At 70.4% G+C, this 14889-nt stretch carries 13 protein-coding genes and 1 riboswitch; of the genes, 3 read left to right on the forward strand and 10 right to left on the reverse strand.

Going from position 1 to position 14889, the window contains the following annotated elements; all coding sequences use genetic code 11:
* Positions 1 to 59: 59 nt before the first annotated feature.
* The 3 genes from GA0070608_RS26325 to GA0070608_RS26335 all read right to left on the reverse strand — a co-directional run bounded on the left by GA0070608_RS26325 (position 60) and on the right by GA0070608_RS26335 (position 2345).
* Positions 60 to 839: an SIR2 family NAD-dependent protein deacylase gene (locus GA0070608_RS26325; RefSeq protein ID WP_091631136.1), complete on the reverse strand. Its 780-nt coding sequence runs from the start codon at positions 837 to 839 to the stop codon at positions 60 to 62.
* Positions 840 to 966: 127 nt separating this feature from the next.
* Entirely contained in the window at positions 967 to 1632 is a 666-nt protein-coding gene (locus GA0070608_RS26330) for an SMI1/KNR4 family protein (RefSeq protein WP_091631137.1), read from the reverse strand.
* Positions 1629 to 2345 carry an alpha/beta fold hydrolase gene (locus GA0070608_RS26335; protein ID WP_091631138.1) on the reverse strand — a complete coding sequence of 239 codons (717 nt, stop codon included), beginning with the start codon at positions 2343 to 2345 and terminating at the stop codon, positions 1629 to 1631. Before GA0070608_RS26335 ends, GA0070608_RS26330 begins: the two co-directional genes overlap by 4 nt.
* A 240-nt stretch (positions 2346 to 2585) precedes the next feature.
* Between GA0070608_RS26335 and GA0070608_RS26340 the strand changes: the two genes are divergently transcribed.
* Positions 2586 to 3314 carry a DUF899 domain-containing protein gene (locus GA0070608_RS26340; RefSeq protein ID WP_091631139.1) on the forward strand — a complete coding sequence of 243 codons (729 nt, stop codon included), beginning with the start codon at positions 2586 to 2588 and terminating at the stop codon, positions 3312 to 3314.
* A gap of 24 nt (positions 3315 to 3338) precedes the next feature.
* Here GA0070608_RS26340 and GA0070608_RS26345 read toward each other — a convergent pair whose 3' ends face one another.
* From GA0070608_RS26345 to GA0070608_RS26365, 5 genes are all read right to left on the reverse strand, one after another.
* Positions 3339 to 4007: a M23 family metallopeptidase gene (locus GA0070608_RS26345; RefSeq protein WP_091631140.1), complete on the reverse strand. Its 669-nt coding sequence runs from the start codon at positions 4005 to 4007 to the stop codon at positions 3339 to 3341.
* A gap of 126 nt (positions 4008 to 4133) precedes the next feature.
* Positions 4134 to 6590 carry a right-handed parallel beta-helix repeat-containing protein gene (locus GA0070608_RS26350; protein ID WP_141719555.1) on the reverse strand — a complete coding sequence of 819 codons (2457 nt, stop codon included), beginning with the start codon at positions 6588 to 6590 and terminating at the stop codon, positions 4134 to 4136.
* A gap of 102 nt (positions 6591 to 6692) precedes the next feature.
* Positions 6693 to 7688, reverse strand: a complete 996-nt coding sequence (locus tag GA0070608_RS26355; protein ID WP_091636214.1) for a ribonucleotide-diphosphate reductase subunit beta — start codon at positions 7686 to 7688, stop codon at positions 6693 to 6695.
* A 47-nt stretch (positions 7689 to 7735) separates the two neighbouring features.
* Complete coding sequence (locus GA0070608_RS26360) at positions 7736 to 10081, reverse strand: ribonucleoside-diphosphate reductase subunit alpha (protein WP_091636218.1); 2346 nt, start codon at positions 10079 to 10081, stop codon at positions 7736 to 7738.
* Positions 10082 to 10301: 220 nt separating this feature from the next.
* Positions 10302 to 10517: riboswitch (cobalamin riboswitch) on the reverse strand.
* 204 nt (positions 10518 to 10721) lie between these two features.
* On the reverse strand, positions 10722 to 11786 hold the full coding sequence (locus GA0070608_RS26365; RefSeq protein WP_091631142.1) for a golvesin C-terminal-like domain-containing protein: 1065 nt from the start codon (positions 11784 to 11786) through the stop codon (positions 10722 to 10724).
* 376 nt (positions 11787 to 12162) lie between these two features.
* Here GA0070608_RS26365 and GA0070608_RS26370 point away from each other — a divergent pair, with 376 nt between their 5' ends.
* Both GA0070608_RS26370 and GA0070608_RS26375 read left to right on the forward strand, forming a co-directional pair.
* Positions 12163 to 12741, forward strand: coding sequence for a hypothetical protein (locus GA0070608_RS26370; RefSeq protein ID WP_091631143.1), 579 nt, complete (start codon positions 12163 to 12165; stop codon positions 12739 to 12741).
* 158 nt (positions 12742 to 12899) lie between these two features.
* Positions 12900 to 13619 carry a VOC family protein gene (locus tag GA0070608_RS26375; protein ID WP_091631144.1) on the forward strand — a complete coding sequence of 240 codons (720 nt, stop codon included), beginning with the start codon at positions 12900 to 12902 and terminating at the stop codon, positions 13617 to 13619.
* Positions 13620 to 13681: 62 nt separating this feature from the next.
* Here GA0070608_RS26375 and GA0070608_RS26380 read toward each other — a convergent pair whose 3' ends face one another.
* Both GA0070608_RS26380 and GA0070608_RS26385 read right to left on the reverse strand, forming a co-directional pair.
* Positions 13682 to 14215 carry a GNAT family N-acetyltransferase gene (locus GA0070608_RS26380; protein ID WP_091631145.1) on the reverse strand — a complete coding sequence of 178 codons (534 nt, stop codon included), beginning with the start codon at positions 14213 to 14215 and terminating at the stop codon, positions 13682 to 13684.
* Positions 14216 to 14529: 314 nt separating this feature from the next.
* On the reverse strand, positions 14530 to 14850 hold the full coding sequence (locus GA0070608_RS26385) for a hypothetical protein (RefSeq protein ID WP_091631146.1): 321 nt from the start codon (positions 14848 to 14850) through the stop codon (positions 14530 to 14532).
* Between the last annotated feature and the right edge of the window lie 39 nt (positions 14851 to 14889).

Here is a 14889-nt window from a genome sequence, read left to right on the forward strand (position 1 = left end):
GGCACAGCGGTCACGACGTACGGCGGTCACCCCGACGCGCCGGCCGCCACACCCCACCGTCACACCTGGTCGACACCACCCCAGGCGGCCTGCACGAGGGCCGGAAGCACCTGAGCGGCCGGACCGCGCAGGTTCACGTCGGCGACGGCGTCCAGGGGCGTCTGCTCTGGGTTGACCTGCATCACCGTGGCACCGGAGCGGGCCGCCACCTGGGGGATCTCGGCGGCGGGATACACCAGGCCGGAGGTGCCCACCGTCACCAGCAGGTCGCAGGTGGACGCCGCCTCCACGGCGGCCTCCAGGGCCATGGCCGGCAACGCCTCACCGAACCACACCACCCCGGGTCGGACGAGGCCCGCGCAGCGCGCGCATCGGGGCGGAACCACCCGCCGGCCGTCACCCGATTCCTCCGCCACCTCGTCCGGCACCGGCGCCGGATGCGCACACGCCGAGCAGCGCGGCGCGAACAGACTGCCGTGCAGGTGGATCGGTGCGACCGAGCCGGCGCGCTCGTGCAGATCGTCGACGTTCTGCGTGACGACCACTCCGCTGGGGACGCGGGCCTCGATCGCGGCCACGGCCAGGTGGCCCGCGTTCGGGCGGGCCTGCCGCACGGTGGCGCGTCGCCACTCGTACCAGCCCCAGACCAGTGCGGGATCGTCGCGGAAGGCTTCCGGCGTGGCGAGCCGCTGCGCGTCGAAGCTCCGCCACAGGCCGGTGAGGGCGTCACGGAAGGTCGGCACACCGCTCTCCGCGGAGACGCCCGCACCGGTGAGAACCACGACGCTATGCGCCTGCGCCAACAGCGCCCCGGCCTCCCGCACCATCCGCTGCCCCATCTGACCCCGTTTCCTCCGCACCGACACGAGTGCGGCACCGGGCCACGCCGACCCGGCCGCACGACCAGGTAAGGCTAGTTGCGGCCCGGTGACGGCGCTGTCCCGGCAGGGCTGGGGTACCTCGTTGTCAGCCCGTGCCCAACCCGGAGGCTGTCGCGGCTGGGAGCGGCGGGGCGGGGCGCAGCGCTTCGCCATGGAGGTTGGTCTCGTCGGCCAGGCTCCACCACAGCTCGTCGTCGGCGTTCAGGTAGGGATGCCAGTGGCCGACCGCCCCGCCCGCAGTCAGGGCGTCGGCGGTCGCCGTGAGGTAGGCGGCCAGCGACGGCCACGCGTCGGAGAAGTCCCCGCCGTTGTCGTGGACCGCCCGGCCCAGGCGGCCGTGGCCGGGCCCCGGCCGCAGGTCGATGACCTGAGAGTTGCCGTTGTCCTCGGCGACCGGCAGCCACCGTTCGTGCCACCACGGCTCGGCCCCGGGCTCCGTCGGGGTGAAACCGTCGACGTTCTCAGCCACGTCCATGCACATCTGCCGGTGCTCCACGATCTGGGCAACCGAGAGCAGCGGCGCCTCCGGGAAGACGTTCGCCCACGCGGTGAGGCCGTCGTGCCGCCGCAGCGACTCGACAAGCTCGTCCGGGAAGATCAGGCCGAGGGTGACCTGCGCGGCGGCGAGCTCGCCCGGGTCGGCGGGCGGCGCCAGGACGGCGGCGCTCCTCGGCGCGTACCGGCGCAGCCAGTCCTCCATCCGCATCCACGCCTCGGTGACCGTGCCCACCCGCGCAGGTCCGAGGCTCATTGTGCGGCGCGGACGGCGAGGAAGCCGTCGACCGCGGCGAGGAACTCCGCCGGCCGGCTGGCGTGCACGTCGTGGCCGGCCGCGATCGTGACGAGGACGGCGTCGGGCATCCGGTCGACCATCTCGGCGAGCAGGTGCTGCGGAATCTGGCTGTCCGGGCCGCCGCCGATCACCAGAGTCGGGACCTCGATCGTGTCGGTACGGTCCCACCAGGCCGGATCGGGATCGCTGAGCTGGGCGCGGATGGCGTTGACGGCGGCGAAGTCGAACGGTGTGGGCGTGTCCGGCGGCGTCAGGGGCGGGCGGTCGAAGGCGCCCGGCCGGGGTGCCGCCACGTCCTCCACGATCAGGTGGGTGAGTCGGTGCGGGGCGACCTCGGCGAGCAGGATCGCCACTGTTCCGCCCATGGAGTGGCCGATCACCACGCACCGCTCGACACCGACCGCGTCGAGGAAGCCGATGACGTCGTCGCGCATCAACTCGAACGAGTACCGGCCCGGGTGGTCGCTGCGGCCGTGGCCCCGCAGGTCCAGCGCGTACACCCGGTATCTGTCGGCGAGCGTGGGCAGCACGATGTGCCAGTCGCGTTCGTCTTCGCCGAGGCCGTGCAGCAGCAGCATGGGCGGGTTGGTCGGATCGCCGGCGACCCGATGGGCCAGGACCACCCCGCCGACCGCGACGGCCCGCAGTGCCCCGATGTCCGGCTCGGTCATGCGTAACACCCTATCGCCGGGCCGGCGGGTCCTCCCGCCGAGAGTGAGTGGGCCGGGTACGACATTTCCGATCGCTCCGCCCGTCGCGGCCCACGGGCCTTGCGGCGTCGGGCCGGAAAAGACTTCTTCGACGATGCGCACTTCACCGACGTACGCCCGCGACACGGGCCGGAGACTGGTGCGATCGCGCATTGGCCGATAAGAATGGTCCAGGCGCTCCAGCGGAAAGGCGTTTCGTCCATGATTGATCTGAAGGTCGTGTCCCGGGACGAGTGGGTCGACGCCCGCAAGGAGCTGCTCGACCACGAGAAGGAGATCACCCGTCTCCGGGACAGGGTCAGCGCGCTCCGGCGTCGACTGCCGGCGGTCGCCATCGAGAAGGACTACTCCCTCACGGGCCCCGCCGGCCCCGTTCGGCTGGCGGACATGTTCGAGGGACGACGACAGCTGATCGTCTACCATTTCATGTTCGACCCCGAATGGGCCGAGGGATGCACGAGCTGCTCCCTGCTGGTCGACAACTTCGGGCACCTCGCGCATCTGCACGCCGGTGACACGACGCTCGCCGTGGTCTCCCGCACGCCGTTTCCGTCCGTCGCGTCCTTCAAGAGCCGGATGGGCTGGCGCTTTCCCTGGTACTCGTCGCACGGCAGCGACTTCAACTACGACTTCCACGTCACCATGGACCCGGCCGTCGCCCCGGTGGAATACAACTACAAGGACGCGGCGACCCTGGAGGCGGAGGGCCTAACCCACCACCTGCGGGGCGAGTCACACGGCCTGAGCGTCTTCGTCCGTGACGGCGACCGGGTCCTGCACACGTACTCCGCGTACGGCCGCGGCCTCGAAGCGATGCTGAACACGTACAACTATCTGGACCTCACGCCGCTGGGCCGGCAGCGCTACGTCAACGAGTTCCCCCACCACGACACCTACGGCCCGGATCCGGCCGGCAGCCACTGCCACTGACCTCCCGCCGGAGGCGGGCGGCGATCATCCGGGGACGCAGTTGTTGCTCTTCCGCCTGACCGTGTACTCGGTGTCGTCGTGGGTGATGCCCGACGGCGCGCCGTCGAAGTACGCCTCGACCTTCTCCCAGCCCCGGCGCTGCTCGTAGTGCAGGTGGGGCGCCCCGGAGTTGCCGGTGCTGCCGACCCGCCCGATCTGCTCACCCTGGGTGACCCGCTGACCGACCTGGACAAGCGGCGGTTCGAGCAGGTGGAGATACTGCGTCTCCCATTTGCCGCCGTGGTCGATCTTCACCCAGTAGCCGCCGCCCCGGCCGCGCGGCCCGTTCGGGTTGTCGGGCGTACGGCCACCCAGCGACCCGTTGATCCCCGCCACGGTGACCTTCCCGGCGTAGGAGGCGAGCACCGGGCGCCCCCATGCCTTCCCCTCGATGGGAAACAGGTCCACGTCGTAGTCGTCGTGACCGGGGTAGGTGCCCAGCTGCCACGTCTCGCCGCAGGCGACGGGAAGCTGGAAGAGCGGACGCGGACCCGCCGGCCGCACCAGCGGCACGACGACCACCGCGACGGCGACCGCAACGACGAGGACCACCGCGACGGCACCGGAAACGAGCACGATGCGGGTACGGCGGCTGCGGACGCGACGGTGGGTGCGGGGACTGGTGGGGCGGCCGGTCGTCACCGGCCCGAGCATGGCAGACGCCGGCAAGGCACCGTCACCCGCGTAGGCAGGGCCATGCCGAGGCGACCGAGACGAGCAGTGACCACTGATACAGCCGCGCGGTCACGGCGGTGCCGGGGCGGCGGTGACGGAGCGCGCTCAGTCGTCGGCGGCGGGAATGTCCTCCGGCAGCAGCGTTCGCAGTTGCTCCGCGCTCGGCGCCGGCACGTCCGCCAGCCGTTCCGCCTGGCATTCGATCATGGCGTTGAACAGCTTCCGCGCGCCACGGCCGTTACCGAACACCGGGTTGTGGACGGCCTGCGCGAGCCGGTCCAGCAGGGCGTCGACGGCCGGCCCGGTCAGGTCGTAGCCGTGCTGCCCGGCCAGCGCGGAGATGATGGCGAGCAGTTCGTCGGGGGCGTAGTCGACGAACTCGATGCTCTTGGTGAACCTTGACGCCAGGCCGGGGTTGGTGTCCAAGAACCGCACCATCTCGTCGGGGTAACCGGCGACGATGACGACCGTCTCGTCGCGGTGATCCTCCATCAGCTTCACCAGCGTGTCGATCGCTTCCAGGCCGAAGTCCGAGTTGGTGCCGAACGTGCGGGCCAGCGCGTACGCCTCGTCGATGAAGAGCACCCCGCCGAGGGCCCGTTCGAAGGCCGCGGCGGTCTTAAGCGAGGTGCTGCCCAGGTATTCGCCCACCAGGTCGACCCGCGCCACCTCGACGACCTGCCCCTTGGCGAGGACGCCGAGTTGCGCGAGCAGCCGCCCGTAGATCCGCGCGACCGTGGTCTTGCCGGTGCCCGGTGATCCGGCGAAGACGAGGTGCCGGCTCACCGGCAGCACCGGCAGGTTGGCCCTGCGGCGTTGCTCGCCGACCCGGATGAGCTGGACCAACGTCCGTACGTCCCGCTTCACCGCGGCCAGGCCGATCATGCCGTCCAGTTCCTTCAGCACGGCGTCGACGTCAACGCCGGTCGACGTCGCCCGGCCGGCCGGAGCGGTCGTGTCGTCGGAGCGGGCCCGGTCGTCGGGAGCGGGATCGGCCCCGCCGGCAGGCTGTTCCGGGACGGTCACCGACACCTGCGGACGGTCGGCGCCCCGTACCGGTTCACCGGTCACGTCGACGAACTCGCACTGGTCGACCAACACCGGGGCGTCCGTCTCCACCTGCACGCCGTCCCCACCGCAGGCGCGTAGCGTGCTGGTCCGCAGGGTCAGCCTGGACTGCTCCCGCAAAAGCACCCCGGAGCCGGCGGTCCCGGTGACCGTGCTGCCGGTGAGGTGCAGGCCGGCCTGGCCCGCCCCGGCCACGCCGACGGTGCCGCCGGAGAACACCGCGTCGGTGAGGGTGATCGAGATCGTGTCGATGCCGACCAGGCCCACCGGGACGTTCTCCACCCGGATACGCGTACCGGTCAGCCGGCCAGGCCCCCCGGCGGCGATCCCGCTGCTCGTCGCGCCCTGGATGGTGGCGCCGTCGATCCGGACGTCCGCCGCGACGGTGCCGTCGAGCACCACACCCGCCTCGCCACCGCTCGTCGTCAGGTCCACGAAGGTCGGGTCGCCACCCTGCACGATCACCCCGTACCGGCCCGGATCCTCGATCCTCAGGCCGGTGTACCGGCCGGCGGCGGCCCGGACGAGCAGCGCGTCCTCCCGCGACCCGCGCAGGACGCCGCCACGGACCACCGGTGCCGCCCCGTCTACCACGGCGATGGCGGGCAACCGGCTGGCCGTCACGTCGCAGTCGGAGAACGTCCCACGCGCGGCGCTGACATGGATTCCGTTCCGGCCGACCCCCTCGATCCGGCACCGGCGGATGTCGGGCTCGGCGCCGCCGGAGACCTCGATCCCGCAACCCTCGAGGTCCGTCAGCTCACAGTCCTCGACCAGCCCGCCGGCGGACCCGCTGAACACCAGTCCACTGCCCCGGCCGCCGGAGACCCGGCACCGCCGCACTGTCGGCCGGGACCGTCCGCCCGCCGTGACGGCCCCCACGCGTACGCCGGTGAAGTGGCAGTCCTCGACGGTGCCGCCACCGCCCTCGAAGGCCTCGAAGCCCCGGTCCACGTCCCGGACGTGGCAGTGCCGCACGGTCGGCCGGCTGTCCCGCTTGGTCAGGACGGCGTACTCGTCGAGGTCCCACAGCCGGCAGTTCTCGACCACCCCGCTGCCGTCGACGAATGCCACTCCCCGGCGCATCCCGCTGACGTCGCACATCCGCAGCTGGGCGGTGCTCCGCTCGCAGAGCACGGCGTTGAAGGCCTGCCCGGTGATGACACAGGACTCGACTGTCAGGGCGGCCCGCAGCGCCGACACCGTCGCCGGCGAGTCCGCGCTCCACGTGCGCAGCATCAGCCCCTGTAGCACGACCTGGGCGTCCTCGCAGTACACGGCGGGTGCAGCGGTGCCACTCTCCACCACCACCGGCGGCCCACCCGGCACGGCCGCCCGGATCGTGACCGCCTTCGCCCGGACGACGACCTGCCCGTCATAGCGGCCCGGCTCCACCACGATCACCGCGCCGTGGGGTGCCGCCGCCACCGCCGCCCCGATGTCCCGGTAGGCGTTCGTCCTGGTCAGCGAGACCAGCAGCGTCGGTGCACCCACTTGACCCGTCCCCCCGCCCCGGCCGCGCCACCGACAGCGGCGAGCCACCAGGAGCATAGATCGCCCGGGTCGCCACACGGCGGCCCGGGCGTCACGATCAGCTCAGAAGTCGTCGTCGAAGGCGACCGTGCCGGTCACCCCGACCTGGTACGCCGACACGCGCCGTTCGAAGAAGTTGGACAGTTCCTGCACGTCCTGCAACTCCATGAACGCGAACGGGTTCGACGACCCGTAGTGGGCGGGAATGCCGAGCTGCGCGAGCCGCCGGTCGGCGACGTGTTGCAGGTATTCGCGCATGTCGGTCAGGGACATCCCGGACACACCCTGGCCGAGCAGGTCCTCGGCGAACTGGACCTCGCACTCGACGGCCTCGGTGAGCATCTGCCGGACCTGACCGGCGAGTTCGTCGTCGAACAGGTCCGGCTCCTCCCCGCGAACCGTCTCCACCACGTCCAGGGCGAAGGCCATGTGCATGGACTCGTCGCGGAACACCCAGTTGGTGCCGGACGCCAGGCCGTGCAGCAGCCCCCGGGAACGCAGGAAGTAGACGTAGGCGAAGGCGCCGTAGAAGAACAGCCCCTCGATGCAGGCGGCGAAGCAGATCAGGTTGAGCAGGAACGCCCGCCGGTCCTCCCGGGTACGCAGCTCACGCAGGTCGTTCAGCGAGTCGATCCAGCGAAAACAGAACTCGGCCTTACGCCGGATCGACGGAATGTTCTCGATGGCGGCGAACGCGGCGAAGCGTTCGGTCTCGTCGGGCACGTAGGTGTCGAGCAGGTTTAGGTAGAACTGGACGTGCACCGCCTCCTCGAACAACTGCCGGGACAGGTAGAGCCGCCCCTCCGGCGAGTTGACGTGCTGATAGAGGTTGAGCACGAGGTTGTTGGCGACGATGGTGTCGCCGGTGGCGAAGAACGCGACGAGGCGGCTGACCAGGTGCCGCTCGGCCGGGGAGAGCCTGTCGAGGTCGGCGAGATCGGCGTGCAGGTCGACCTCCTCCACGGTCCACGTGTTGCGGATGGCGTCGCGGAACCTGTCGAAGAAGTGCGGGTAACGCATCGGGCGGAGGGTGAGATCCATCCCCGGGTCGAGCAGCATGTGAGTGGCCCTCGGGTCGCTGGTGGTCGTGGCGGTCGTGGTGGTGGTCACTGGCAGGCCTCGCACGACTCGGGGTTCTCCAGGGAGCAGGCCAGCGCCTCGTCCACGGGCGCCGGCACCGCGACGAGGCCGGCGGCCCGCCCCGGACCGGCAGGCGCGACGGTGGCCTGCTGGATCCGGGTGGCCGGGCGGGACCGCAGGTAGTAGGTGGTCTTCAGCCCGGCCTTCCAGGCGTAGAGATACATCGAGGAGAGCTTGCCGATCGTCGGCGCGGCCAGGAACAGGTTCAGCGACTGGGACTGGTCGATGAACGGGGCACGGGCGGCGGCCAGGTCGATCAGCGCCCGCTGAGGCAGCTCCCAGGCGGTACGGAACAGCTCACGGACGTCGGCCGGCAGCTCCGCGACGTCCTGCACCGACCCCTCGGCGCGCTTGATCGCCGAGCGGACCCGCTCCGTCCAGAGGCCACGGGCCTTCAGCTCCCGTACGAGAGCGGTGTTGACCTGGAGGAACTCCCCCGACAGGGTCTCGCGCTTGAACAGGTTGGAGACCTGCGGCTCGACGCACTCGTAGCAACCGGCGATCGAGGCGATGGTGGCGGTCGGGGCGATCGCCACCAGCAGCGAGTTACGCAGTCCGTACGCGGCGACCCGCCCCCGCAGCGCGGTCCATCTCTCCGCCTGGGTTCCCGCCACGCCCCAGAGGTCGGGCTGCAACTGCCCGCGCGCCGCCCGGGTCTGCCCGTACGCCGGATGGGCACCGAGCCGTTGCGCCAGGTCGGCGGAGGTCTCCAGGGCGGTCAGGTACAGCTCCTCGCTGATCCGGGTGGACAGCTCCCGGGCGGCCGGGGAGTCGAACGGCAGCCGCAGCGCGAAGAACACGTCCTGTAGGCCCATCAGCCCGAGCCCGACCGGCCGCCAGCGGGGATTGCTCGCCGCCGCCTGCGACGTCGGGTAGTAGTTGATGTCGATGACCCGGTCGAGGAACGTGACGGCGGTGCGGACGGTGGCACGCAGCCGCTCCCAGTCGATGCCGCCAGCGGTCAGGTGGGCGGCGAGGTTGACCGAGCCGAGGTTGCACACGGCGGTCTCGGCGTCGCTGGAAACCTCGATGATCTCGGTGCACAGGTTGGACAGGTGCACCACGTTGCCCGGCTCGGCGGTCTGGTTGCACAGCCGGTTCGCGGCGTCCTTGAACGTCATCCAGCCGTTGCCGGTCTGGGCCAGGGTCCGCATCATCCGCCCGTACAGCTCCCGGGCCCGGACCTGCCGCACGTACCGGCCCTGTTCCTCGGCCGCCCGGTACGCCGCGTCGAACTCATCCCCCCACAGGTCCGGCAGCTCCGGCACCACGTCCGGGTCGAACAGCGACCACACCCCGTCGGACTCCACCCGCCGCATGAACTCGTCCGGAATCCAGTTGGCCAGGTTCAGGTTGTGGGTCCGCCGGGCGTCCTCGCCGGTGTTGTCCCGCAACTGCAGGAACTCCTCGACGTCCGGGTGCCACGGCTCCAGGTAGACGCAGGCCGCACCCTTGCGCCGGCCGCCCTGGTTGACCGCCGCCACCGAGGCGTCCAGCGTCCGCAGCCACGGCACGATCCCGTTGGACTGCCCGTTGGTGCCCCTGATCAGCGCGCCCCGGGAACGGACCCGGGAGAACGCGATGCCGATCCCCCCGGCGAACTTCGACAGGTTCGCCACCTGCGCGTACCGCTGGTAGATCGAGTCGAGTTCGTCGCGCGGGGAGTCGACCAGATAGCAGGAGGACATCTGGGTGTGCCGGGTGCCGGAGTTGAACAACGTCGGCGAACTCGGCAGGTACGCCAGGCTCGACATCAACCGGTAGAACCCGATCGCCTCGTCCGGTGTCTGGGACAGGCCGCAGGACACCCGCAGCAGCCAGTACTGCGGGGTCTCCAGCACCAGCCGGCTCGTCGGGTGGCGCAGCAGGTACCGGTCGTAGACCGTGCGTAGCCCGAAGTACTCGAACCGCAGGTCGCCACGCGGATCGACGGCGTCGTCGAGGGCGGCGGCGTGGGCGGCGACGAACGCGGCGGTGTCGTCGCCGATCAGGCCCTCGGCGTGGCCCCGACGGATCGCCTCGCTGAACGAGCCGATGTCCTGCCTGCGGACCTCCTTGTCGACGTACCCGGCCAGCAGGCGGGCGGCCAGCCGCGAGTACTGCGGCTCCTCACCGATCATCTCGGCGGCGGTCTGGATGGACAGCCGGTCCAACTCGGCCGTCGTCGCTCCGTCGTACAGGCCGCTGATCGTCCGGGTCGCCACCCGCAGCGGGTCGACGTCGGCGAGGTCGTCGGCCCACCGCTCGACGGCCCGGACGATCCTGTTGACGTCGACCGGTTCGGTGCCGCCGTCGCGCTTGCGGACGTGCATCTGCGGCCGCCGCTGGCCGGCCAGGGCCGCATCGTCGGACGCCGTACCGGCGGCCGGAACAACCTCGGTGACTGTCACCACTCACTCCTCGCGAGCCTTGATCCCAGACGGACTTCCTGGGCACGCGGGGAGCGGACACCGACGACGACGCGGCGCGGGGCACGCGTCGGGATGGCGTCGGCCGTCCCACGCGGCCTCGGACCGCCACACACCCGGATGCGGGCGTACGGCGCACTGGCAGGTCTTCGGACTCGCGGGCGTGACCGGACTTCGCCGGTCTCCTACTGGCCGTCGCTTCCCAGGCCGCGGGCGGCCCAGTGCTGATGACGGCGGTCGTTCCCACTCACCGCTGCGGGGCAGTCCCGGATTCCCACCGGGTTCCCTCTTGCCTCGACCGCCCCGGATGAGCGGTCGAACCAGCTGCGCCGACACCATATATAGGGACAGCGCCGTTGTCACACCCAACATGTCGGTCTCGGGCGTGTCGACGGCGACCCGGGTGACGCCCGTCGATCGCCCCCTGGGCGGCCTACCGCCGCCGGTGACGGTGGACGGCCGGTGGGCGCCGCGGGACGCCTACGCCAGACGGGCGGGCCGGGCCGCATCCTCACGCGACCCGACCCGCCCGTCTGGCGTAGCGCTAGACCCGGGTGACCCGGACCGCGTCGGCCACGACGTAGCCGGTGGCGCTGGTCCAGCGACTCACCCCGACCACGTTGCGGTCGCCCGCGGCGAGGGGGAAGTCACCCAGCGAGCGCCAGGTGCCACCGTTGGAGCGCTGGTCCACATTGACCGTACGGTTGCCCGCGGAGGTGACGACGACGTGCGGAGCCGAGCTGCTGTAACCGGCGTCGGCGGGGTACCGCACCTCGACCCGGTAGTTCCCGGCCGCCGGAATGTTCACCTTGAACCAGGCGGCGTCGCTGGCGGGCGTGGGGTTGGCGAAGCGGTAGTCGGCCCCGTAGCGCTGGGCCGAGTAGGAGGACGTGCCCCAGTTGGTGCTCGCCGTGAACCGCCCCGCGGTGGCGTTGTCCACGATGACGCTGAACGTGGGCGGGTTGGGAGTGCTCAGGCCGAGGTAGGCGGCGATGCCCTGCGCGTGCCCCCGGGCGGTGGCGGTGATGAAGTCGGCCCGCTTGAGCAGGTTCGCGTCGGCGAGGGTGTCGATGAAGAGATTCTCGGTGAGCACCGAGGGCATGGCCGCCTCGCGCAGCATGTGGAAGTTCGCGGTCTTCAGCCCCCGGTCGGTGACCGAACCGATCGTCCGCTGGGCGGCGATCACCCTCGGGTGCAGCGCGTTGTGCAGGTTGACGGTGGCGCCGCTCGCCGTCGGGTACCGATAGCTCTCGAAGCCGGTGCCGCCGCCGGAGTTGATGTGCACGCTGACGAGCAGGTTCGCGCCCCACGCGTTGGCGTCGTCGGTGCGGTAGGCCAGGCTGCGGGTGATGTCGGTCGTCCGGGACATGCGGACGTCGACACCCCAGTTGGCCAGCAGGATGCTGCGCAGTTGCAGGGAGATGTCGAGCGTCAGGGCCTTCTCCTGCAGCCCGTTGCCGACCGCCCCGGGGTCGGTGCCGCCGTGGCCCGGGTCGATGTACACCTTGGGCAACGCAGCCCAGGCAGGGCTGGCAACGACGGGGACGGCCGCAGCACCGGCAATGGCCGCCAGCAGGGTACGCCGCCGAAGCGTCGGGTTGTCGCGCATGAGCACCTCGTCATCAGGAACCGAAGAGATCGACAGTGCCCGCAATATAGCGGCAGATCGATGCCCGGTGAAAGATGTCTACGTAACTTGGTCCAGCCGACGAAGATTTTCGCCTCCGGAACCGGTGCGCCCTGCCGGCGACAGGTCAGCACCCGCCCCGCTCGGGCAGGGGCGCCGGCCACTCTCGACCGCGTGCTGGGCGCCGCCGCTCCTGCGCCACGTACCGGGACCGCGGGTCGCGGCAGTTGAGGACGTGCGCGTTGGCCGGCCCGTCCCACGTGGCCGTACGCTCGCGGTTCCCCAAGAACTCGTGCGGTCGAATAGCCTCGCGCCTGTGACCGCAGGGCCTGCCCAGGATTTCGCGCTCGTATCGCGCATGCGTAGCTGGTGGGTGCTGGCGTTCGTCCTGCTGTCCGTCGCGGTGTCCGGCGCCTTTCTGGTGTCGTGGGTGTCCGCGCCCGCGCCCAGCGAGCGGAAGCTGCCCACACCGCTACGGGACCAACTCGCCGCGCGGGTCGTGGAGACGCTCGAACACGACCCGACCTTCCGCACCGAAGTCACCCGGGAGCCCGGTCCACGGCCTGTCTGTGTGGCCTCTGTGTTCGGGGTGGCGCCAGACTGGGCCGCCACCGTGGACGAGGCCCGCACCATCTATTCGTGGGTGAACTGCTCCTGGCTGAGTCCGGCAGATTTCGCCAAGGGGCCGGCTGGCCTCGACATCAGTCAACTCTCCGGGCTGTCGATGCCGGTCGCCCTGCAACCGGGCCCACCCGTCACCTATCAGGCCCCAGGCGATGGAGGAGAACACGCGGACAGCATCCGGCGGATCTTCCCGAAGCCGCTGGAAGACGCCGCCTTCTCCCACCCGGTCCCGTCGCTCAGCCACGCGCTGCACAAGCGGATCCTGCATGTAATCGGCTCGCCGCCGCTCCCGCCGTCCCCCTCACACTCCTGACTACCCCGGCCATCTCGGTGCTCGCTGTGCCACCGGACCGGAAGACGGCCCAACCGTCGCCGCTGTTCTTCCGGCCCGTCGACCGTTCGGGTGCCTGAAGGAGATGATCGGCTATTTCCATGTGCGGCGGGCACCCCGCGACGCCTAGGAAGGGAGGCATGACCAACGAGGTGACCGTTCCGCTGCTGCCCTGCGCCTCCGTCGACGACATCGTCGCCTTCTATGCGGTTCTCGGGTTTCGTACGACCTACGAGCAGCGCAAACCCAACCCATACGTGGCGCTGCAGCGTGAGGATCTGCACCTGCACTTTTTCGAGATCGCCGGGTTCAGCCCGGATCAGTCATACGGCTCCTGCCTTGTGCTCACCTCGGACATTGATGGACTGCACCGGGCGTTCGCCGCCGGCATGCGCGCCGCATACGGCAAGGTGTTGGTGTCCGGGACACCGCGCATGACCCGCCCCAGGGCGCGGAAGAACTACGACGGGTTGGGCGGGTTCAGCGTCATCGACCCGGGCGGCAACTGGATCCGCGTCGTTCAGAACACCACCGCTGCTCCCCAACCGGCGGCCACGCCCCCGAAGCCTCTGGCCAAGGCACTGGCGAACGCAGTCGTGCAAGCCGATTCCAGGGGCGACATCCCACAGGCCGTCCGGATCCTCGACAGCGCACTGGCCCGCCTGCAAGCCGACGACGACCCGGTCACGCAGGTGGAGGTCCTGGTCTACCGCGCCGAACTGGCGATGGTGTTGCACGACTCCGAAACCGCGGCCATAATGCTGGACCGCGTCACACACGTCGTACTCAGTGAAGACGAGACCGAACGGGCGATGTCTACGTTCGAAGCCGCCGCCGACCTCGCAGCGGCACTACGGTGATCCGGCGTACGCAAACGAGCTTCCGCACATCGACCCAGGGTGGCCAGCTCGGGCGGTTGCGGTCAGTTCGCGTCCCACTCGGTGGCGAGCAGCCCGAGAATGACCTGATCAGCGAAGTCCCCATTCACCCATGCCGCACGGCGCAGGGTGCCCTCGGGCACGAACCCCGCCTGGGTGGCTGCTCGTATCATCGCGGCGTTGTCGGCCAGCGTCTCGACCTGCAACCGTTGCAGGCCGCGCACCACGAGGCCGTAGTGGCACAGCACCCGGATGACGTCGGTGCCCAGCCCACGGCCACGGAAGGCCGGCCGCAGCGAGATTCCGATGTGAGCCGTTCTGTTGTGCAGGTCGATTCCCCACAACAGCGCCTCGCCCGCCAGTTGGTCATCGGCGAGCTGCACCACCGAGAAGCAGGCGGCATCGTCGGTGGGGTCGGAAACCGTGTATGGCGACGCGGCGGAGCCGGGTGCGATCGGACGCCACGGACGGGAGTCCGCCTGTGACCGGGTCGCGACATCGTCGTAGAGCTCAGATTGGAGGACGGGAACGTCGGTTTCGTGTCGGGCCCGCAGCCCGATCTTGTTGCCACGCAGCATGCCGTGTTCCTACCCGATTCGACCTGTCATGATCAACCTATTTGTTCGCGGGCAGCCCGGGCGCAGAGGTTCCAGGGCCCAAGGCGGCCGTAGGCCGTCGCGATGCGACGCACCCTTGAGGTTGGAAGGGCAGTCCCGCAACGACGCCACCGCGCCCCACCACCCCGGACCGACGCCGACGCCTTCAGCACGGCACGCCCACCCCGGTCGACAGCGACCCACCCGACGGCACGGCATGCGCCGAGCGGGCCGCGCGGCAGCTCAGGCAGGGCGACGACGCGGTGGCCGCTGCTGGGCTGGCACCAGTCGCTGGGTTACTCCCGCGATACGACGAACCAAGCCAGCACAGCTACGGCAACCAGCATTGCTACCGCCAACAAGATGCCCGAGATCAGGAAGGGCATGGGTATGAGCGACGTGCCTTCCAGGATCAGCTGGCTCGCGGCAACCAACATGACGCCGACACCGACGCGGACCTGTCGGGATTGCTGGATCTCCGTCGGATGTGCGGGCCGAGCCCAGGTAACGGGAAACCGTCGCGACACGGCGAGACGGACGCCGAGTACGAACAGGAGAAAGAAGAAGATCACGAGCAGCAGGCGGAAGACGACCAACACGGAGTTCGCGTCTCTCATGCGGCCATCATTGACGGGGGCGTCAAAGCTTTTTTGCAC

Origin of the sequence: Micromonospora peucetia (assembly GCF_900091625.1) — a bacterium.
Classification (GTDB): domain Bacteria; phylum Actinomycetota; class Actinomycetes; order Mycobacteriales; family Micromonosporaceae; genus Micromonospora; species Micromonospora peucetia.

Coding starts and splice junctions, on each gene's coding strand:
- GA0070608_RS26380 (WP_091631145.1), bottom strand. CDS start 14,215: ATGCTGCGTGGCAACAAGATCGGGCTGCGGGCCCGACACGAAACCGAC.
- GA0070608_RS26325 (WP_091631136.1), bottom strand. CDS start 839: ATGGGGCAGCGGATGGTGCGGGAGGCCGGGGCGCTGTTGGCGCAGGCG.
- GA0070608_RS26385 (WP_091631146.1), bottom strand. CDS start 14,850: ATGAGAGACGCGAACTCCGTGTTGGTCGTCTTCCGCCTGCTGCTCGTG.
- GA0070608_RS26355 (WP_091636214.1), bottom strand. CDS start 7,688: ATGCTGCTCGACCCGGGGATGGATCTCACCCTCCGCCCGATGCGTTAC.
- GA0070608_RS26370 (WP_091631143.1), top strand. CDS start 12,163: ATGCGTAGCTGGTGGGTGCTGGCGTTCGTCCTGCTGTCCGTCGCGGTG.
- GA0070608_RS26375 (WP_091631144.1), top strand. CDS start 12,900: ATGACCAACGAGGTGACCGTTCCGCTGCTGCCCTGCGCCTCCGTCGAC.
- GA0070608_RS26330 (WP_091631137.1), bottom strand. CDS start 1,632: ATGAGCCTCGGACCTGCGCGGGTGGGCACGGTCACCGAGGCGTGGATG.
- GA0070608_RS26365 (WP_091631142.1), bottom strand. CDS start 11,786: ATGCGCGACAACCCGACGCTTCGGCGGCGTACCCTGCTGGCGGCCATT.
- GA0070608_RS26340 (WP_091631139.1), top strand. CDS start 2,586: ATGATTGATCTGAAGGTCGTGTCCCGGGACGAGTGGGTCGACGCCCGC.
- GA0070608_RS26345 (WP_091631140.1), bottom strand. CDS start 4,007: ATGCTCGGGCCGGTGACGACCGGCCGCCCCACCAGTCCCCGCACCCAC.
- GA0070608_RS26360 (WP_091636218.1), bottom strand. CDS start 10,081: ATGCACGTCCGCAAGCGCGACGGCGGCACCGAACCGGTCGACGTCAAC.
- GA0070608_RS26335 (WP_091631138.1), bottom strand. CDS start 2,345: ATGACCGAGCCGGACATCGGGGCACTGCGGGCCGTCGCGGTCGGCGGG.